Genomic DNA, 19,947 nt, shown 5'->3' with positions numbered 1-19,947 from the left:
AGGCCGTGCCTTTCGGATAAACAGGCARGGCTAACCATCACTGTTCGTAAAATCCAAACAATCATCAACGTCACCGCATTTGGAGCAGAGATGGACCGTTTCGATGCAATGCAGGCATTCGCCCGCGTGGTGGAAGCGGGCAGCTTCACCAAGGCGGCCGAGACGCTTCACATGAGCAAGACCAGCGTGACGCAGCTGGTGCAGCAACTGGAAGCGCGGCTGCGGGTCAAGCTGCTCAACCGGACCACACGCAAGGTCAATGTCACCGCCGATGGCGCTGCCTACTATGAGCGGGTGGTGCGCGTCCTGGCCGAGGTGGACGATGCCGAGACCAGCCTGTCCAGCGCGTCAGCGTCGCCCAGGGGGCGGCTGCGGGTCGATGTACCCAGCCCGCTGGCCCGCATGATCCTGGTGCCGGCATTGCCGGAATTTCATGCGCGCTATCCTGAGATCCAGCTCGACATGGGTGTCAGCGACCGTATGGTGGACCTGATCGGCGACAACGTGGACTGCGTCGTGCGCGGCGGCGAGCTAACCGATCAGTCGCTGATGGCCCGCAAGGTGGGTGACCTGCAGTTGGGGGTATACGCTGCCCCGGCCTATCTTGAGCGCGCGGGCACACCGTTGCACCCGCGAGAGCTGGAAGACACGCATCACCGCATCGTGGGGTTCCTGTGGGCGCGCACCGGCAAGGCTTTTCCGTACGCCATGCACTGCAAGGGCGAGAGCATCAAGGTGCAAGGCCGGCACCTGTTCGCATTCGATGACGGCAATGCCTACCTCGCGGCCGGGCTGGCGGGATTGGGAGTCCTCTGGCTGCCGGACTATATGGCGAAGGCGCACCTGGCTGGCGGCGAACTGATGCCCCTGTTCAAGGGCTGGCGCCTTGACCCCATGCCCCTGTATGTGGCCTTTCCGCCGAACCGGCATGTCAGCGCCAAACTGCGGGTGTTCATCGAATGGGTAGCCGGGCTGATGGCGCAGCATGCGCCTGTTGCCGGCCGAGATGGAAACCCTCCCGATCTGAAGTGATCAAGGGTATTTATGAGTAGCCGAAACAAGGTATCACCCGTGGTTCTCCGGCTTTCAAACCGGCGAGGCGCATGCCCAGGTGGGTTAGGTTTCGATTTAAAAGCGGCCACCTTTAATCTGGCAGGCCTCTATTCAGGTAACTCCGATTCGAAACGTTCCAGCTCTTCATCGACTGTTCCACGGCTGTGGAAATTCTGATTCGCCTGACCGTACCAGTACTCCGCATTTCCCAGGTCGCCCTCCTGAATATGCAAGATGCCGTGCAGCCAGGCGGCCAGTTCTGACTCGTCACTTTGCACAAGCTTGTGCGCTTCGTTCCAGCGCCCCGCGCGCATATGAACCAGGGCTTGGCGAAGAATGGCCATTCGAAAACTCCTTGAATTGAATCGGGATGCATTGCGCACCGTCGAGAGTTGCTTGCATGCGCATGCCTGAATGTGTAACCAACGAACCACAGATTTTTTGATCTCGATAGCTTCTGTACTTCGTAGCTTAGAACTAAATTGCTCAAGGCGCTTTCAAGGCGCCAGTGTTTACCCGGCCCCCCCTGTTATATGTGACAGGGGTGTCACGTCATTTTGTCATTTGATTCGCGTAGATTAAGTTGCAGATCGGATTTTGGGGCGAGTCTTTGTGGGCGACTTATAAATTCGCAACTTCGAGATAGGTGCGGTGTCGGGTGATTGTGTATTGCTTGACCCCAGTTCGACGGGCTGGTGGCGAGAGTTGAGGAGACGGTAGCTGATTAAGCCTCGCAGTTCTTTTAATACTTTTGGAATTCAACAATGATTTTTGGGTTATCCATATTTTCTGGGGTGATCGCGTATGAGCTTCATAAACGAAAAAATCACTGGCTAGGAGTTGTTTTTGACTTGTGCGCGATTGCGCTAATCGTTATTTCATGGAGGTGATGTTGATGAACACTACTGGCGCTACYTTGGCCGCTATCTCTCAGAATCCGATATGGAGAGCAAGAGCTCTTATTCTTTATCACGAGACTGCAAATGCGCCGACGTTGTGGGATTTTGATCAGTTTGGCTATGCTCGACCGTCGAATGGGAGAACTGTGTCCCCATATGAACAAGATGAGCTTGATGATTACAACGCCCAGCGCGCGAGGATGAACGAGGCAACTTCAAAGGCTCTCGATAAGGCTGTACAAGACGTAGTTTTTCCGCGGGCTTCAGGGGTAGATCAGACTTGTTCTCGTGACTACGACAGTGCAAAAAAAGTAGTTGTACGTGTCGACCCGATAGTGCTGGACTTAGACGGGGATGGTCTTGAGCTTACCGGCGCTAACGGCAACACGCTCTTTGATCACAATGCCGATGGCATTAAGACTGGTACAGGTTGGGCTACAGGCGGTGATGGTTTTTTGGTTCGAGATTTGAATAACAACGACACAATAGACACAGGACGCGAACTATTCGGCGTAGACACCATCAAAAGCAATAATACTTTTGCGACTGACGGGTTTGATGCTCTGCGCGACCTGGACAGCAATGGCGACGGCTTTCTCACCAACGCAGATGCTGCTTACGGTGAATTGAAAATCTGGCGGGATGCTAACCAGGATGGTATTAGTCAGGCCGGTGAGCTTAAGACACTGACAGAGCTCAACATCACCAGCATCGGCGTCAGCGGTAGTGCCGCGGGGCCGCAGGCGGGGCAGGTGATCAACAATAATCTGGTGGCGTTGAGTGGGACCTTTACGCAAAATGGGGATACCCACACCGTGGGGGCCATCGATCTCGAAGCCAACAACTTTTTTACCGAATTCCCGCCTGAAGTAGTGGACGAAGCCGGTAACCCTGTTCCCGTCACCGAGCAGGCCCAGGCATTACCGCAGATGAACGGCTCCGGGATGGTGCGCAACATGCGGGCAGCTGCCAGCCTGGACAGCAACTTCGCCGACGCCCTGCAAACCTTTGCAACCACCTCTACCCGTGATGGCCAGCGCAGCCAGCTGGACAACCTTGTCACGCTGTGGGCCAATACTTCCACTTATTCCCACGGCGTGCTGTACGGGCTTAATGCCAACGTTACTTACAACCTGCCGCCAGGCGTGACCGAGGCTGAATACAAAAACATGATTTATGTGCTGGAAGCGTTCAATGGCAGCCGCTTCTACGGTGATGAGAATGGTGGCCCACGTCCGGCCGGGTTTGCCATCAACACCAGTACGGATCCGAACACTGGAAATATGGTGTACCACTACATCGTCAGTCCGCCGGCAGCGCAGGTGGAGCTATTGCAAAAAGCCTATGGCGCGCTCAAGGAAAGTGTTTATTCCGCACTGGTGGTTCAGACAAGACTCAAGCCGTACTTCGACAGCATTGAATTGATTTTCGGCGATCCCGGATTTTCGTTTGATACGACTGCACTGACCACTGTGCTTACAAATCATAGAACAGCAAATGAACGCAACGCGTTGATCGACCTGGTTGATCTCCATCACTACGCATCCTCTGCACTGTCCAGTATTGGGTATAGCGGAATACCGCTGCTGCGCAGCTGGATTGACGCCCTGGCCGTAGACTCGCCGTTAAGAGCCGAACTCGCATCTCTGGATGTGTATTCGAGTCTGACGACTGGCGGAAGCAGCCGGTCTGACATTTATTTAGGGGATGCCTCCGCAAATGCTTTCAACGCAGGCACGGGCAATGATTGGCTGGACGGCGGCGCAGGAAATGATGTGCTGCAAGGTGGTTTCGGTGACGACGTGCTGGACGGCGGCGCCGGTAACGACCTCCTGGCCGGAGGGGTGTACGACACCTGGAACGGCAACTACAACGGTGCGGGCAGCGACACCTATATGTTCGGTTTGGGCGATGGCCAGGACACGATTGCCGACAACGACACCACCGCCGGAGCCATCGACACGATTGTTTTCAAGTCAGGCATCCTGCCTGACAGCGTGCTGATCTCCCGCTCGGGCGACAGCCTGGTGCTGAAGATTCAGGGCACCAGCGACCAGATAACGGTTAACGGCTATTTCAGCGGGGACGGCGCTGGAGGCTGGGCCATCGAGCAGATTCAGTTTGTCGACGATCCGGCAACGGTCTGGGACGTTGCCAGCGTCAAAGCGCAAGCCCTGCTTGGAACAATCAACAACGACACGCTTCAGGGTTATGCCACCAACGACACGATCAATGCCGGGGACGGCAATGACACCGTGACCGGCAACGATGGCAATGACGTATTGAATGGAGAAGCCGGAGCCGACTCGCTCAGCGGCGGCAACGGCAACGACGTACTGGAGGGCGGCGTCGGTGCTGATTCCCTGATCGGCGGCAATGGCAACGACACACTCAATGGTGGCGCCGACGGGGACATCTTGCAGGGCGGTGCGGGTGACGACGTCCTGGATGGAGGCGCCGGCAACGACGTGTTGGGTGGAGGGGTATACGACACCTGGAACGGCAATTACGACGGTGCGGGCAGCGACACCTACCTGTTCGGCCTGGGCGATGGTCAGGACACGATCGTCGACAACGACACCACCGTTGGCGTCGTCGACAAGATCGTCTTCAAGACTGGAATATTGCCGGGCAGTGTGTTGGTTTCGCGCTCCGGCGACAGCCTGATCCTGGCAATCCAGGGCACCAGTGACCAGGTAACGGTCAACGGCTATTTCAATGGAGACGGTGCGGGCGGTTGGGCCATCGAAGAGATTCGCTTTGCCGATGATCTGAACACGGTTTGGACAGTGACAGACGTCAAGAATATGGCCCTGGTCGGTAGTGCCGGCAACGATGCCCTGACCGGCTACGCCACAGATGACGTGATCGTGGGCAACGACGGCAACGACACCATCAGCGGGCGAGCCGGGAATGACACGCTGTATGGCGGCAATGGCGGCGATTCACTGAGCGGGGAAGATGGCAACGACCTTATTCTGGGCGAAGCCGGTGCTGATTCCCTGAGCGGAGGCAACGGTGTTGACACCCTGTTGGGTGGGGCTGACAACGATACGCTGCAAGGTGGCGCCGGCGACGACATCCTGGAAGGCGGAGCCGGCAACGACCTGCTGGGCGGAGGGGTGTACGACACCTGGAACGGTAACTACAACGGCGCAGGCAGTGATACTTATCTGTTTGGCTTGGGCGACGGCCAGGACACGATCGCCGACAACGACACGACGGCCGGTGTCGTCGACAAGATCGTCTTCAAGGCTGGCATCTTGCCAGGCAGCGTGTTGATCTCGCGCTCGGGTGACAGCCTGGTTCTGAAGATCCAGGGTACCAGTGACCAGGTAACGGTCAACGGTTATTTCAATGGGGATGGTACTGGCGGCTGGGCCGTGGAAGAAATCCGTTTTGCGGACGACCTGAATACGGTATGGACGGTTTCCGACGTCAGGACAATGGCCCTTGTCGGCAGTGCCGGCAACGATGCACTGGTCGGCTACGGCACAGATGACGTGATCGTGGGCAATGATGGCAACGACACCATCAGCGCCCGGGCAGGCAACGACACGTTGTACGGCGGCAATGGCGCTGACACCCTCAGCGGTGAAGACGGCGACGACCTGCTTTTGGGTGAAGCCGGCGGTGATTCCCTGAGTGGCGGCAACGGCAACGACACGCTGAGCGGCGGGGCCGATGGCGACACACTGCAGGGCGGGTCGGGTAACGACATCCTGGATGGTGGAGCCGGCAATGACCTGCTGGGCGGCGGGGTGTATGACACCTGGAACGGCAACTACAACGGCGCTGGTAGCGACACCTACCTGTTTGGGCGCGGAGACGGGCAGGACACGATCGCCGACAACGACACGACCGCAGGTGTCATTGACAAGATCATCTTCAAAGCCGGGGTGCTTCCTGCGGACATTCTGGTTTCCCGTTCTGGCGACACGCTGGTGCTCAAAATCATCGGCACCAGCGATCAGATATCGGTGAGCGGCTATTTCAATGGGGATGGTGCCGGCGGCTGGGCCATCGAAGAGATTCGCTTCACTGATGACGTCAATGCGGTCTGGTCTGTAGCCAACGTCAAGAACATGGCGGCTCTGGTGGGCGGCGCCGGCAATGACACGCTGATTGGCTATGCCACCGACGATGTGATGGCGGGCAACGACGGCAATGACACCATGAGCGGGCGTGGCGGCAACGACACGCTGTACGGCGGCAATGGCGCGGACACGCTTAACGGAGAAGACGGCAACGACCTGCTTCTGGGTGAGGCAGGCGGCGACTCCCTGAACGGGGGCAACGGCAACGATACCTTGAACGGCGGTGCCGATGTCGACACACTGCAAGGAGGTGCCGGGAACGACACCCTGGATGGCGGGTCGGGCAACGACATTCTGGCCGGCGGCGTGTACGACACCTGGAATGGCGTCTACACCGGAACGGGCAGCGACACCTATCTGTTCGGGCGAGGTGATGGACAGGACACGATCTCCGACAACGACTCCACTGCTGGCGTCATTGACAAGATCATCTTCAAAGCCGGGGTGCTCCCCGGAGATGTCCAGGTTTCCCGCTCCGGTGACATGCTGGTACTCAAAATCATCGGCACCACAGATCAGATATCGGTGAGCGGCTATTTCAATGGGGATGGCGGTGGAGGATGGGCCGTCGAAGAGATTCGCTTCACTGATGACGTCAATGCGGTCTGGTCGATTGCCAATGTGAAGGTGATGGCTCTGGTCGGTACGGCCGGTAATGACACCCTGACGGGCTACGCCACCGACGACGTGCTCGTGGGCAATGACGGCAATGACACCATCAGCGCCCGGGCCGGAAACGACACGCTGTACGGCGGTAATGGCGCCGACACCCTCAACGGGGAGGACGGCAACGACGTGCTCCTGGGCGAGGCCGGTGGTGATTCACTGAGCGGCGGTAACGGCAACGACACGCTCAATGGCGGAGCCGATGTTGATACCTTGCAAGGCGGTTCAGGCAATGACACCCTGGAGGGTGGTGCCGGCAATGACATCCTGGCCGGAGGGGTGTACGACACCTGGAACGGCAATTACAACGGCGCGGGCAGCGACACCTACCTGTTCGGCTTGGGCGATGGCCAGGACACGATCTACGACAACGACGGCACCGCTGGCGTTGTCGACAAGATCATCTTCAAGGCCGGCATCCTGCCTGGCAGCGTGCTGGTTTCGCGATCGGGCGACAGCCTGGTACTGAAGATTCAAGGCACCACTGACCAGATCACGGTCAACGGGTATTTCAGTGGGGATGGCGCCGGAGGTTGGGCCGTTGAAGAGATTCGCTTCACTGATGATGTCAACGCGGTCTGGTCAGTTGCAAATGTGAAACTGATGGCGCTGACGGGCGGCTCAGGTAATGACACCCTGACGGGCTACACCACCGATGATGTGCTCGTGGGCAACGACGGCAACGACACCATCAGCGCCCGGGCCGGCAACGACACGCTGTACGGCGGCAATGGCGCCGACACCCTCAGCGGGGAAGACGGCAACGACACGCTGCTGGGCGAGGCCGGCGGCGACTCCCTGAGTGGAGGCAACGGCAACGACACACTCAACGGTGGTGCCGATGGTGACACCTTGCAAGGCGGCGCCGGTAACGACATCCTGATTGGTGGGTCGGGCAACGACATCCTGGCGGGTGGCATCTATGACACCTGGAATGGTGTCTACAACGGCACAGGCAACGACATCTATCGCTTCGGAGTGGGCGGCGGCCAGGACACCATTTACGACGATGATGGAACCGCAGGAAACATTGACCGGATTGAATTTGATGCGGGCATTGCGCCCTCAGGCATCACGGTGACTCGCAGTGGGAACAATCTTGTCCTGAGAATCACCGGGACGACCGACACTTTGACGGTGGGCAACTACCTGGCCAACAACTCGGTAACGACCTGGTCCATTGAGGAAATCGCGTTCGGTGATGGCACGGTGTGGAAGCCTGCGGACATCGACGCCATTTTGTTGAATGGCGGCGTCGTCGGGACAGCTACGACGGGTGCGGACAGTCTGATTGGCAACAATACCTCGGCAGACACGCTCAATGGGTTGGCCGGCAACGACATTCTCCGAGGCCTGGGGGGAAACGACACCTTGGTGGGTGGCACCGGAAATGACCAGCTCTTTGGTGGCTCAGGCGCTGATACCTACCTGTTTGCACGGGGTGACGGCGCCGACGTCCTCACAGACACAGATGCCACTGCGGGTGTGGCCGACACCTTGAGGTTTGACGCCAGCGTTGCTGCCGACCAGCTCTGGTTCCAGCAGGTAGGGCTCAACCTGGAGGTCTCTGTCATAGGCACAACGGATAAAGTGGCTGTCACCAACTGGTACCAGGGCGCCGGCAACCATGTGGAAATCTTTGAGCTGGCCAACGGGACACGTTTGCTGGACAGTCAGGTGCAAAACCTGGTTGATGCAATGGCGGCGTTCTCGCCACCGGCGGCAGGTGAGACCACATTGCCGGCCGGCTATCAAACAAACTTGTCACCGGTCATTGCTGCAAACTGGCAGTAGAAGGTGCCTGTTTGAATCCAGGGAGTACTGTCGCCCAGCCGCCGTACGCGGTGGATGATGGCGACAGGCTTCTCTTTGTGTTTGGGCAACAAATATTCTCGCCACAGGCTTGATGCTTGACGGGGAAGTGCCCCAGACTGGGCGGGTCTTCGTCAGCTATTTTCCAGCGTCGCCGCCACCTTAAACTCCGGTCATGTCATCGATCATCTCCAGCCAGTTTGCCAGCCGCGTCACGCTGGTGCGCGACAAGGTGGAGTCTTTCGCGGCCTACCCGTTTCATCTGCCGGCCGTCCGCACGCTGGAACATATTGACCTGCACCCGAAGGTGACGTTCTTCGTGGGCGAGAACGGTTCGGGAAAGTCGACGCTGCTGGAGGCGATTGCGGTTTCGTTGGGGTTTAACGCGGAAGGCGGTACCAAAAACTTCCGTTTCGGTACGCGCGTTTCCCATTCGGTGCTGAACGAATACATTCGCGTTGCCAAAGGCTTCAAGCGGCCGAAGACCGGCTTTTTTCTGCGTGCAGAGAGCTTCTTCAATGTGGCGACGGAGATCGAGAACCTGGACGCAGAACCTTCCATGGGGCCGCCGGTGATCACTTTCTATGGCTCGCGCTCGTTGCATGAGCAGTCTCACGGCGAGTCATTTCTGTCGCTGCTCAACCACCGGTTCGGCCCGGAAGGGATGTACATCCTTGACGAGCCGGAAGCGGCCCTGTCGTCGCAACGGCAGCTGGCGGTGTTGTCGCGCATGCATGACCTGGTGCTGGAGCGGTCGCAGTTTTTGATCGCGACGCATTCGCCCATCCTGATGGCTTACCCGGACGCCTGGATTTATGCGTGCTCAGAGTCCGGCCTGGAGCGCATTCAGTACGCCGAGACTGAGCACTACCGGGTTACGCGCGATTTTTTGCAAAACCCGGAGCGCATGCTTCGCCTGCTGCTGGAGCGCAAGGACGACCCTGACGCATCTGCGTGATGCGGGGCCTGGGTCACACCATCGCCGCCAGCCGCGTCCCCTGATCAATCGCGCGTTTGGCATCAAGCTCACTGGCTTCGTCGGCGCCACCGATCAAATGCGTCTTGACACCCGCTGCGCGCAGCGGCTCCAGCAGTTCACGCAGGGGTTCTTGCCCGGCGCACAGCACGATGTTGTCGACTTCCAGCACGGTGCCGTCCAGCCGCTTTTCGCCGAAGGTGATGAAGAGGCTGAGGCCTGAGCCCCCTTCGTTTTCACCAATGCGTTCGTAGTTGACGCCTGAAAGCATTTCGACGTTTTTCATCTTCAGCGCGGCGCGGTGGATCCAGCCGGTGGTCTTGCCCAGGCCCGCGCCCAGCTTGCCGGGCTTGCGCTGCAGCAGGGTGACATGGCGCGCCGGCGGCGTGACCTGCGGGCGCACGACGCCGCCGCGCACTTCGCCGGGATCGGCCACACCCCATTCGGCGAGCCAGGCGGGCAGGTCGAGTGCGGTGGAATGACCGGTGGGTGTGACGAGGAATTCGGCGACGTCAAAGCCGATGCCGCCTGCGCCTATGAGCGCGACGCGCTCGCCCACGGGTTGGTGGCCCAGCAGCACATCGATGTAGCTGAGCACCTCGGGGTGGTCTTGCCCGGGAATGCGCGGGTTGCGCGGCGTGACGCCGGTGGCCAGCACGACTTCGTCAAACTTTTGCGCAATGAGGTCGGCCGCCGAGACGCGGGTGTTCAGGTGCAGCTTCACGCCGGTGCCGGTGATGCGCTGGCCAAAGTAGCGCAGGGTTTCTTCGAACTCTTCCTTGCCGGGCACGCGCTTGGCCAGGTTGAACTGGCCGCCGATTTTGTCGGCAGCGTCATACAGGTCAACGCTGTGGCCGCGCAGGGCCAAAGTGGTGGCGGCGGCCAGACCCGCGGGGCCCGCGCCTATGACGGCAACGCGTTTTTTGGCGGGGGCGATGCGAATGACAAGTTCGGTCTCATGCCCGGCGCGCGGGTTGACCAGGCAGCTTGCCAGCTTGGCCTGGAAGGCGTGGTCCAGGCAGGCCTGGTTGCAGGCGATGCAGGTGTTGATCTCGTCGCGGCGCCCCTGTGCGGCCTTGTTGACGAACTCGGGGTCGGCCAGGAAGGGGCGGGCCATGCTGACCATGTCGGCGCTGCCGTCGGCCAGCACCTGTTCGGCCACTTCGGGCATGTTCAGGCGGTTGCTGGTGATGACGGGAATCGTGAGGCCGGCGGCACGCAGGTCGCCTCGCAGCTTTTTGGTGACCCAGGTGAAGGCACCGCGTGGTACTGACGTCGCGATTGTCGGCACACGCGCCTCATGCCAGCCGATGCCGCTGTTGATGAGCGTGGCGCCGGCGGCTTCGACGGCTTTGGCCAGCAGCACGACTTCTTCCCAGCTGCTGCCGCCGGGAATCAGGTCGATCATCGAGAGGCGGTAGATGATGATGAAGTCGCGGCCGACGGCTTCGCGCGTGCGGCGCACGATCTCCACTGCCACGCGCATGCGGTTGCCATAGCTGCCGCCCCACTCGTCGGTGCGCTGGTTGGTGTGGGTGACGAGGAACTGGTTGATGAAGTAGCCTTCACTGCCCATGATCTCGACGCCGTCGTAGCCGGCATCGCGGGCGAGCATGGCGCAGCGGATGAAGGCGCGAATCTGCCGCTCGACGCCGCCGGCGCTGAGCTCGCGCGGGGTGAAGGGCGAGATCGGGCTCTGGATGCGGGAGGGCGCGACGCACAGCGGGTGGTAGCCGTAGCGGCCGGTGTGCAAAATTTGCAGCGCAATCTTGCCGCCTTCAGCGTGCACGGCGTCGGTCACTTGCTTGTGGCGCCGCGCCGCGCCGGAGCTGGCGAGCATGCCGGCAAACGGTTTGGTCCAGCCGGCGATGTTGGGTGCGAAGCCGCCGGTAACCATGAGGCCCACACCGCCGCGCGCACGCTCGGCAAAGTAGGCAGCCATGGCGGGGAAGTGTTTGCGGCCATCTTCGAGGCCGGTGTGCATGCTGCCCATCAGCACGCGGTTTTTCAGCGTGGTGAAGCCCAGGTCGAGCGGGGCGAGCAGATGTGGGTAGGGGGATGCGGAAAAGGAAGCGGGGGGCGTCGTCGCCGAAGAGGGGGTCGCGGCCAAGGCAGGTCTCCTGTCAAAACTGCCTGCATGGTAGTCGTAACAAGGGGCGCCATAAAGGCCGCCGGGTACTCTAGGGGACAGGCTCTACCCGGTCTTGGGGGATACCCAGGCCCCCACGGTTGCTCACTTCGTGTAGCTCCCTGCCCCCCAAGGGGGCCGCTGCGCCTGCGGCCCGGCGAAGCCGGTTCCGCGGCCCCTGCTTGCATGAAGAGTTCAGCGGCGTAACCAGTGGGCGTATTTCACCAGTAGGGGCCGCGGGACTGGCTTGCCAGACCGCAGGCGCCGCCCCCTCGAGGGGGGAACAGGCTACACGCAGTGAGCCTGGACGGGGGTGGTTGATAGATCGCCCGGCGAAGCCGGTTCCGCGGCTCATGCTGGCCTGGCCGGCTCGCTTTGCATCGCCTTTGCTGGTGCCCTACCAGGGTATCGGGGCAGCGGCCTTGCGGTGTTGTCCGACACCCGCCCGCAGCCTGTGCTGGTACTTTGAAGCTTCGATTTCTGGAGCACCCATGGCAAAAAGCAACACCAGCCCGACACGCGCCAAAACCGGCGAAGGCGCGACGGTGCCGCATCCTCCGCACAGCGAGCCGGACGATGAAGCGGATGGCAACGATGCCAGCACCTTGATTGAAAACCCGGTGAAGCCCGGAAAGGCCGGCAAGCTCAAGCAGCACAGCTTTCCTGACGGCGGGGGCAGCGGCGGCGCCGAGGCTTTCCGGCGCGGGCCGGGCCGGGGCAAGCCCTCACCCGGCGTTTAACCGGTGTTTGACCGGGGTTTGGTGGGTGTCTGATGAAACTCGCGACCTTTAACGTCAACGGCATCAAGACGCGGTTGCCGCAGTTGCTCGACTGGCTGGCCAAAGAGTCGCCCGACGTGGTCTGCCTGCAGGAATTAAAAGCGCTGGACGGTGTGTTTCCCCAGGCCGACCTGCGGGAAGCGGGTTACAGCGCTTTATGGAAAGGCCAGCGTTCATGGAACGGCGTGGCGATTCTGGCCAGAGGTGAGGCGCCGGTTGAAATACGCCGTGAGCTGCCCGGCGATGCGGCGGACGACCAAAGCCGCTACCTGGAGGCCGCGGTAGACGGAATCATTGTGGCTTGCCTGTACCTGCCCAACGGCAACCCGCAGCCCGGCCCCAAGTTTGACTACAAGCTGGCCTGGTTTGAGCGGCTGCACCGGCATGCGCTGGCGCTCTACGGTTCGGGCCACCCGGTTGCGCTGGCCGGTGACTTCAATGTGGTGCCAACCGACTTTGATATCTACAACCCCAAGTCCTGGCGCAAGGACGCCTTGTTGCAGCCCGAAAGCCGGGCGGCCTATGAAAAGCTGCTGGCCCAGGGCTGGGTGGACAGTCTGCGGCATTTGCACCCGGACGAACGCATCTACACCTTCTGGGATTATTTTCGCCAGCATTGGCAGCGCAACGCGGGCTTGCGCATTGACCACATCCTGCTGAACGCTGAACTGGCGCCGCGCCTGAAGGCCGCCGGGGTAGACAGCTGGGTGCGCGGACAGGAGCATGCCAGCGACCATGCGCCGGTGTGGGTGGAGCTGGGGGCGGCGCGTAAAGCTGTGGGCGCGACGAAGAAGACAGCCAAAGTGGCCAGGCCGCGAGCGGCAGCGGTGCCGCGCAAACGGTGACGAAGAAGCTTCAACGGTGGGATACCGGTGGCGTCAAGCCGCAGTTAAACGGATGAATTCGTGTGCCTCGGTGCCAGATGTCACTGGCACTTATGGCGTGCTTCACCTTCACTTTTCACTTCCACCCCGTTGCAGTGAAAATACGGCGTGACGCACTCCAGATAGGGTCGTCCAAGGCTCTTGACGAGTTGAGGACTGTCTATCTCTTTAGGTGCATTCTTGATGGCGTCTGTTGTGCAGACACGCGCCTTCGCACTGATTTTCTCTTGGCATTCTGACGGTGACAGGTTGTAGTTGCCTCGGGCGTCGGCACACTTGCTCAATGCTTCTTGAGTAAAGAGAGCAAAGAATACGTCCTTTGGCACTGGTTTTTCTGCAACCATTCTGAGGCTGTACCCCTCCGTTGAGGTACTGATTCCACCGCGCTCATATTTGTTGTAGATGAAATACCCGAGTGCCCCCAGAACCAGCAGAACCACGATGCTTTTCATTTTTGAATCCTCCTCTTGCGTTTATACACGCTGGACGGAGAACACATTCATTCATTCCTATTGCTAGCGGCTCTTTTGATCGCAAGCGCGGCCTGGGTGACCAGTTCAGGGCCTTTGTAGATGAGGCCGGTGTAAATCTGGACGACATCGGCGCCGGCCTTGATCTTGGAGACGGCGTCCGCACCGCTCATGACGCCGCCCACGCCGATGATGGGAAAGCCTTTTCCAAGCGCTGCGCGCAGCTGGCCGATGACGCGGTTGCTGGCTTGCAGCACTGGGGCGCCGCTCAGGCCGCCGGCTTCTTCGGCATGGCGCATGCCTTTCACCGCGTCGCGGCTCAGCGTGGTGTTGGTGGCGACGACGCCGTCCATGGGGTGGCGCTTGAGCGTGGCAGCAATCACGTCGACCTGGGCTTCATCAAGATCGGGCGCGATCTTCACAAAAATCGGCACGCGCTTGCCATGTTGGTTGGCCAGGGTTTCGCGGCGTTCGGCGATGCGGCCGAGCAGGGCGTCCAGGGCTTCGTCGCTTTGCAGGGCGCGCAGATTTTTGGTGTTGGGGCTGGAGATGTTGACGGTGACGTAGTCCGCGTGCGGGTAGACGCCGTCCAGGCAGGTCAGGTAGTCGTCCACTGCGTTTTCAATTGGCGTGGCGGCGTTTTTGCCGATGTTCAGGCCCAGCAGCAGGGTGTTTTGCGCGCCTTGCTTGCGCACGCTGGAGCGCTGCACATTGGCCAGAAAAGCGGCCAACCCTTCATTGTTAAAGCCCAGGCGGTTGATGAGTGCGTTGGCTTCGGTCAGGCGGAACATGCGCGGTTTGGGGTTGCCGGGCTGACCCAGAGGGGTGACGGTGCCCACTTCGACAAAGCCGAAGCCCATGGCGGCCAGGCCGTCGATGCAGCGGGCATTTTTATCGAGCCCCGCGGCCAAACCCACACGGTTGGCGAATTTCAGGCCGGCCAGCTCGATCGGGTCGCTGACCCGGTTGCCGCAATACGCCAGCGACAGCGGTGTGCCCTGGGTGCGCGCCAGCGAAGCCATGGTCAGCTCGTGGGCGGTTTCGGGGTCAAGCCCAAATAAAAAGGGACGGGCCAGGGCGTAGGGGAGCAGGGACATTGGATAATTCGGCTGTTGGCGATGAGGCGATGAACCACCCGGGCAGGCCGGGCATGAGGCCTGATTGTCGCAAAACCCGTTTCGCCCCGGCCCGAACCCCCAAACATTCTTCAATACTTCCATGACCCAAGCCATTACCCAAGACGAACTCAAAACCCTGGTCGGCCAGGCGGCCCTGCACTATGTCGAGGAAGGCAGCATTGTGGGGGTCGGCACCGGCTCGACCGTGAACAAATTCATTGACGCGCTGGCCACCATGAAGGGGCGCATTGCCGGTGCGGTGTCGAGTTCAGTCGCCTCGACGGAACGCCTGCAGGCGCTGGGCATCAAGGTGTTTGATGCGACGGAGGTGGACGAGCTGGCGGTGTACATCGACGGTGCCGACGAGATCGACAACGCGGGTTATATGGTCAAGGGCGGCGGTGCGGCGCTGACGCGTGAAAAGATCGTGGCGGCCCAGTCGCGCAAGTTTGTCTGCATTGCCGACGAGTCCAAGCTGGTGCAGGTGCTGGGCAACTTTCCGCTGCCGGTTGAGGTGATTCCGATGGCGGTCAGGCGTATTGCGCGGCAGTTTGCGGCCATGGGCGGCACAGCCAACCTGCGGCTCAAGGACGGCAAGCCGCTGGTGACCGACAACGGCCAGCACATCCTGGACGTGACCGGCCTGAAGATCGCCGATCCGCTGGGTTTTGAATCGCAGGTCAATCAGTGGCCGGGCGTGGTGACGGTGGGGGTGTTTGCCCACCAGAAGGCGCATGTCTGTCTGCTAGGTGCGCCGGGCGGGGTGAAGACGCTGGTGTTCTAGGCATCCAGCTGCTGGAAGCAAAACGCCGGGCACAGCCCGGCGTTTTGCATTTCAGAACCTGCCTGGATACTTAGAACTTGATGCCGGCAGGGTTGCTGACGCTTGGCGGGGGTGCGGCTGGGGTAGCCGGCGGACGGGGCGCCGCAGCTGCGGCAGGGGTGGCCGCTGCGGCCGGTTTGTTCACCACAACCAAGGGTGTAGCCGCAGGGTTCCGATAGCTGGGAGGCAATGTGGAAGTGGCCGGATAGCCTGCAGCGTTCAGGAATTGCGTCCACTCTGCGTCTGAAAACCCCTTGAGCTGCTGGCTTCCGATGGTTGCGAAGGGCAGGGACGCATCGCCACTGAGCCGTTGCAGGGCATCAATGTCCTCATTGGTGTTGACGGTTTTTTCGCTGAACGGAATACCACGGCTCATCAGCATGGCACGAGCGGAACCACAGGGAACACATTTGTCGCCTGTATATAGCGTGACTGGGAATTTACCGGCGACCTGCCGCAATTCGAAAGGAAGACCTGAGGATGCTCCGCTGCCTGCACCTGGGGTGCCTGCGCTGATCTTGCCGGCGCTTGCCGCGGGCGGTGGCTGGTCCGAGAAGGTCACCTTGCCGTCAGGCCCCACGATGCGGTAGACCTGCTGCGCGTGCGACGGCAGCGCCATAGAAATAAGGCTTCCGCCAAGCAGCAGCATGGCCAGCAGAGCGTTGGGAGAGAAGGACCTAACAGCTTTTGATTTCATGGTTTCCCCAGTCAGTCTTGAAATTGAATTGAAGTGGCTTGGCTCAGGTGTTTCAAGCCATACCCTGGTGGCGCATCAGCGCATCCAGCGTTGGCTCTCGGCCCCGGAAGGCCTTGAATGATTCCATGGCCGGGCGGCTGCCCCCTGCTTCCAGGATGGCTTGGCGGTATTTTCGGCCGGTTTCTACATTAACGGTACCCGATCCTGTGCCGGCGTCAGTGTTTGTACCCGGATCGGCTGCAGGATGGGCGGACTCTTCAAACGCGGCATAAGCGTCGGCAGACAGGACTTCGGCCCATTTGTAGCTGTAATACCCGGCCGCATAACCACCGGAAAAAATGTGACTGAATGTATGCGCAGTACGGCTGTAGGCCGGGGCGGCAATCACGGCGACTTCCCGGCGCACCTCGTTCAGGAGATCCATCAGGTCGCCGGCCGGGTTGTGAGAGGTGTGCAGCAGCATGTCGAACAGTGAAAACTCGACCTGGCGCAGCGTCTGCATGCCGCTCTGGAAGTTTTTGGCGGCCAGCATCTTGTCAAACAGCTCGCGCGGCAGGGCGCCGCCGGTATCCACGTGGGCGGTCATGTGCTTGAGCACGTTCCACTCCCAGCAAAAGTTTTCCATGAACTGGCTGGGCAGCTCGACAGCGTCCCACTCGACACCGCTGATGCCGGAAACGTCCCGTTCGTTGACCTGGGTGAGCATGTGGTGCAGCCCGTGGCCGAACTCATGGAACAGCGTGGTCACGTCGTCGTGCGTGAGCAGGGCTGGCTTGCCGCCCACGCCTTCGGCGAAGTTGCAGACGAGGTGAGCCACCGGGGTTTGCAGCTGGCCGTTGTCGGGGCGTAGCCAGCGGGCGCGCACATCGTCCATCCAGGCACCGCCGCGTTTACCGGTGCGGGCGGGCTGGTCCAGATAGAACTGGCCCACCAGCTGGCCGTTACGTTCGATACGGAAAAACTCCACGCCGGGCTTCCACACGGGTGCCGAGTCCTTGCGGATGGCGACCTCAAACAGGGTTTCCACGATCCTGAAGAGGCCTGCCAGCACCTTGGGGGCGGTGAAGTACTGTTTAACTTCCTGTTCACTGAAAGCGTAGCGCGCTTCCTTGAGTTTTTCGCCGATGTAGGCGTAGTCCCAGGCTTGCGGGTCAGGCAGGCCCAGCTGGCTGGTGGCAAAGGCGCGCAGGTCTGCGACGTCTTTTTCTGCATAGGGTCGGGCGCGCCGGGCAAGGTCACGCAAAAACGTGATGACCTCGTCGGGGGATTTGGCCATCTTGGCGACCACGGATACCTCGCCGAAATTACTGTAGCCCAGCAGCTTTGCCTCTTCGAGGCGCAGCGCAAGGATTTCTTTCATGATGGCGCTGTTGTCGAATTTGCTGAATTCGGGTGCAGCCTGGTCGCTGGCACGGGTGGTGTAGGCCTTGTAGAGGGTCTCCCGCAGTTTGCTGCTGGTGGCGAACTGCATGACCGGCAGGTAGCTCGGCATTTTCAGGCTGAGGCGGTAGCCGGCCTTGCCTTCGGTTTCGGCCTGGCTGCGTGCGTTCTGGAGCACATCGGCGGGAATGCCGGCGACTTCGGCTTCCGTGGCGTAGTAGGCAAAAGCGTCGGTGGCGTCCAGTGCGTTTTCGCTGAATTTCTGGCTCAGCTCGGCCTGGCGTTCCTGGATCTCGGCAAAACGGTCGCGGTCTGCGCCCTTCAGTTCCGCGCCCGACAGCACAAAGTTGCGGATGGCATTTTTGTGCGCCTGACGCTGCTCGGTGTTCAGGGTGGCCACGTCGATGGCTTTGTACTTGGCGTAAAGGCGCTCATCGGCGCCCAGGCGGGTCCAGAACTCGGTCACGCGCGGCAGGGCGGCGTTGTAGGCTGCGCGCAGCTCGGGCGTGTCGGCCACGCCATTGAGGTGGCTGACGGCACCCCAGGCGCGGCCCAGGTTCTCGGTGGCTACGTCCAGCACGCCGGCGATGCTGCTCCAGGAGGCCGGAAAATCCGCTGCCGTGACCTGCTCAAGGGCGCTTTCGGCCCTGGCCAGCAGCTCGTCGAGGGCTGGCGCCACATGTTCGGGCTGAATCCGGTCAAACAGGGGAAGGTCGGAAAAATCGAGAAGGGGATTGGTCATGACGTACAGCTGTGGGCGAAAGTCTCGAATCTAAAGGCCTGGGGCTACCGGACCAGGAAGAATGTGTCTGTCAGGGCACTATCGGGGCAATTACCCCGTACCTTGCGGGCGGGAAATTCAGCCCTGTGCACTCTTCTTGGCGCTTTTCAGCTGGGGCTTTTTGGCGCGCTTGACCGTGCCGCCGGGCGTGAGGCGCTGGTTGCCGAGCACGCGCAGGGTTTTGACTTCGGGGCGCTGGCCGTAGCGGGAGCTGTTTTTCAGTACCTTGACATCACGGGGGCCGGGCATGCGGTCTTCATTGACCTTCTTTTCCTTTTCCGGCATGGGGCGCCACAGCACCAGCAGCTTGCCGATGTGCTGGATGGGGGCGGCGTTGAGTTCATCTGCCAGGGCCTGGAAAATCGCTTCGCGGCCGGTGCGGTCGTCTGATTGAACCCGCACCTTGATGAGGCCGTGCGCGTTCAGGGCCGCGTCGGTTTCTTTCTTGACGGCAGCGGTCAGGCCATCGGAGCCGATCATCACCACTGCGTTCAGGTGATGGGCATCGGCGCGGTGATCCTTGCGCTGGGCGGGGGTAAGTTGTATTTGAGCCATGACCCAATTATCGGGGGAGTCGGGAAGAGGACAATAGACCCCATGAAAGTAAATGCCAAGACCGACTTCAAACCCGGCACCCAGACCGACGCGAAGGCCGCTGCCAAAGCCGTATCGAAAGCCAGCGCGAAAGGGAAAAAGGTCAACAAGGCGTGGTTGCATGACCACATCAACGACCCCTATGTCAAATTGGCCCAGAAAGAGGGCTACCGTGCCCGGGCTGCTTACAAATTGAAGGAAATTGACGAAACCTTCGGCCTGATCCGGCCGGGCGACTGTGTGGTCGACCTCGGTAGCACGCCCGGGGCATGGAGCCAGTACGTGAGGCGCAAGCTGTCGCCCACAGGCGCGGCGGCGGGGGAGCTCAATGGCCGCATCATCGGGCTGGACCTGCTACCCATGGAGCCGATCGAGGGGGTGACTTTTATCCAGGGCGACTTCCGCGAGGCGGAGGTGCTGCAGAAGCTGGAGCAGGCGCTGGCCTCGTCCGAAGGGCAGATCCGGGTCGATCTTGTGATTTCGGACATGGCGCCCAACCTGTCGGGTATTGAATCGGCCGATGCGGCCCGGATTGCCCACCTCATAGAGCTGGCCGTGGACTTTGCCCAGAACCGGATGAAACCGGACGGCACGCTGGTGGTGAAGCTTTTTCACGGCAGCGGATACGATCAGCTCGTGAAGCTTTTCAAGGACACCTTCAAGACGGTGAAGCCCCTCAAACCCAAGGCATCGCGACCGGGATCGTCCGAGATTTTCCTGATTGGCCGGGGGCTTAAGAGGCGTGCCGAAGCTGCACAATGAGTGCGATACGGTGGCAAAAATCACCTAA

The 19,947-nt window shown here is 60.6% G+C and carries 14 protein-coding genes; 7 read left to right on the top strand and 7 right to left on the bottom strand.

The features are described from left to right. Nucleotides 1-90 precede the first annotated feature (90 nt). Complete coding sequence (locus AC1DYQ_RS09650) at nt 91-1,032, top strand: LysR family transcriptional regulator (protein ID WP_477686602.1); 942 nt, start codon at nt 91-93, stop codon at nt 1,030-1,032. Between the two features lie 128 nt (nt 1,033-1,160). Here AC1DYQ_RS09650 and AC1DYQ_RS09645 read toward each other — a convergent pair whose 3' ends face one another. Continuing rightward, nucleotides 1,161-1,397, bottom strand: coding sequence for a hypothetical protein (locus AC1DYQ_RS09645; RefSeq protein ID WP_477686601.1), 237 nt, complete (start codon nt 1,395-1,397; stop codon nt 1,161-1,163). 1,022 nt (nt 1,398-2,419) lie between these two features. Here AC1DYQ_RS09645 and AC1DYQ_RS09640 point away from each other — a divergent pair. After that, nucleotides 2,420-8,509 carry a calcium-binding protein gene (locus tag AC1DYQ_RS09640; RefSeq protein ID WP_477686600.1) on the top strand — a complete coding sequence of 2,030 codons (6,090 nt, stop codon included), beginning with the start codon at nt 2,420-2,422 and terminating at the stop codon, nt 8,507-8,509. A 202-nt stretch (nt 8,510-8,711) separates the two neighbouring features. Further along, complete coding sequence (locus tag AC1DYQ_RS09635) at nt 8,712-9,485, top strand: AAA family ATPase (RefSeq protein WP_477686629.1); 774 nt, start codon at nt 8,712-8,714, stop codon at nt 9,483-9,485. A 13-nt stretch (nt 9,486-9,498) separates the two neighbouring features. On the opposite strand, the gene AC1DYQ_RS09630 is transcribed toward AC1DYQ_RS09635, so the two are convergent. Continuing rightward, complete coding sequence (locus AC1DYQ_RS09630) at nt 9,499-11,613, bottom strand: oxidoreductase (RefSeq protein WP_477686599.1); 2,115 nt, start codon at nt 11,611-11,613, stop codon at nt 9,499-9,501. Between the two features lie 509 nt (nt 11,614-12,122). On the opposite strand from AC1DYQ_RS09630, the gene AC1DYQ_RS09625 reads away from it, so the two are divergent. Both AC1DYQ_RS09625 and xth read left to right on the top strand, forming a co-directional pair. Beyond that, on the top strand, nt 12,123-12,371 hold the full coding sequence (locus tag AC1DYQ_RS09625) for a hypothetical protein (RefSeq protein WP_477670955.1): 249 nt from the start codon (nt 12,123-12,125) through the stop codon (nt 12,369-12,371). Nucleotides 12,372-12,403: 32 nt separating this feature from the next. Continuing rightward, complete coding sequence (gene xth, locus AC1DYQ_RS09620) at nt 12,404-13,255, top strand: exodeoxyribonuclease III (RefSeq protein WP_477686598.1); 852 nt, start codon at nt 12,404-12,406, stop codon at nt 13,253-13,255. Nucleotides 13,256-13,335: 80 nt separating this feature from the next. On the opposite strand, the gene AC1DYQ_RS09615 is transcribed toward xth, so the two are convergent. Beyond that, entirely contained in the window at nt 13,336-13,746 is a 411-nt protein-coding gene (locus tag AC1DYQ_RS09615) for a hypothetical protein (protein WP_477686597.1), read from the bottom strand. 47 nt (nt 13,747-13,793) lie between these two features. Further along, on the bottom strand, nt 13,794-14,861 hold the full coding sequence (locus AC1DYQ_RS09610) for a quinone-dependent dihydroorotate dehydrogenase (protein ID WP_477686596.1): 1,068 nt from the start codon (nt 14,859-14,861) through the stop codon (nt 13,794-13,796). Between the two features lie 121 nt (nt 14,862-14,982). Here AC1DYQ_RS09610 and rpiA point away from each other — a divergent pair, with 121 nt between their 5' ends. Continuing rightward, entirely contained in the window at nt 14,983-15,666 is a 684-nt protein-coding gene (rpiA, locus tag AC1DYQ_RS09605) for a ribose-5-phosphate isomerase RpiA (protein WP_477686595.1), read from the top strand. Nucleotides 15,667-15,736: 70 nt separating this feature from the next. Here the strand turns inward: rpiA and AC1DYQ_RS09600 are convergent, their stop codons facing one another. From AC1DYQ_RS09600 to AC1DYQ_RS09590, 3 genes are all read right to left on the bottom strand, one after another. Further along, nucleotides 15,737-16,402 (bottom strand): glutaredoxin family protein, encoded by a 666-nt coding sequence (locus AC1DYQ_RS09600; protein ID WP_477686594.1) that lies wholly within the window; start codon nt 16,400-16,402, stop codon nt 15,737-15,739. 52 nt (nt 16,403-16,454) lie between these two features. Further along, on the bottom strand, nt 16,455-18,524 hold the full coding sequence (locus AC1DYQ_RS09595; protein WP_477686593.1) for a M3 family metallopeptidase: 2,070 nt from the start codon (nt 18,522-18,524) through the stop codon (nt 16,455-16,457). A gap of 117 nt (nt 18,525-18,641) precedes the next feature. Beyond that, nucleotides 18,642-19,118: a YhbY family RNA-binding protein gene (locus AC1DYQ_RS09590; RefSeq protein ID WP_477649259.1), complete on the bottom strand. Its 477-nt coding sequence runs from the start codon at nt 19,116-19,118 to the stop codon at nt 18,642-18,644. Between the two features lie 42 nt (nt 19,119-19,160). Here AC1DYQ_RS09590 and AC1DYQ_RS09585 point away from each other — a divergent pair, with 42 nt between their 5' ends. Next, nucleotides 19,161-19,919 carry an RlmE family RNA methyltransferase gene (locus AC1DYQ_RS09585; RefSeq protein ID WP_477686592.1) on the top strand — a complete coding sequence of 253 codons (759 nt, stop codon included), beginning with the start codon at nt 19,161-19,163 and terminating at the stop codon, nt 19,917-19,919. Nucleotides 19,920-19,947: the final 28 nt, after the last annotated feature.

Source organism: Polaromonas sp. P1_F4, from assembly GCF_056405675.1.
This window is presented reverse-complemented; position numbering and strand designations above follow the sequence as displayed.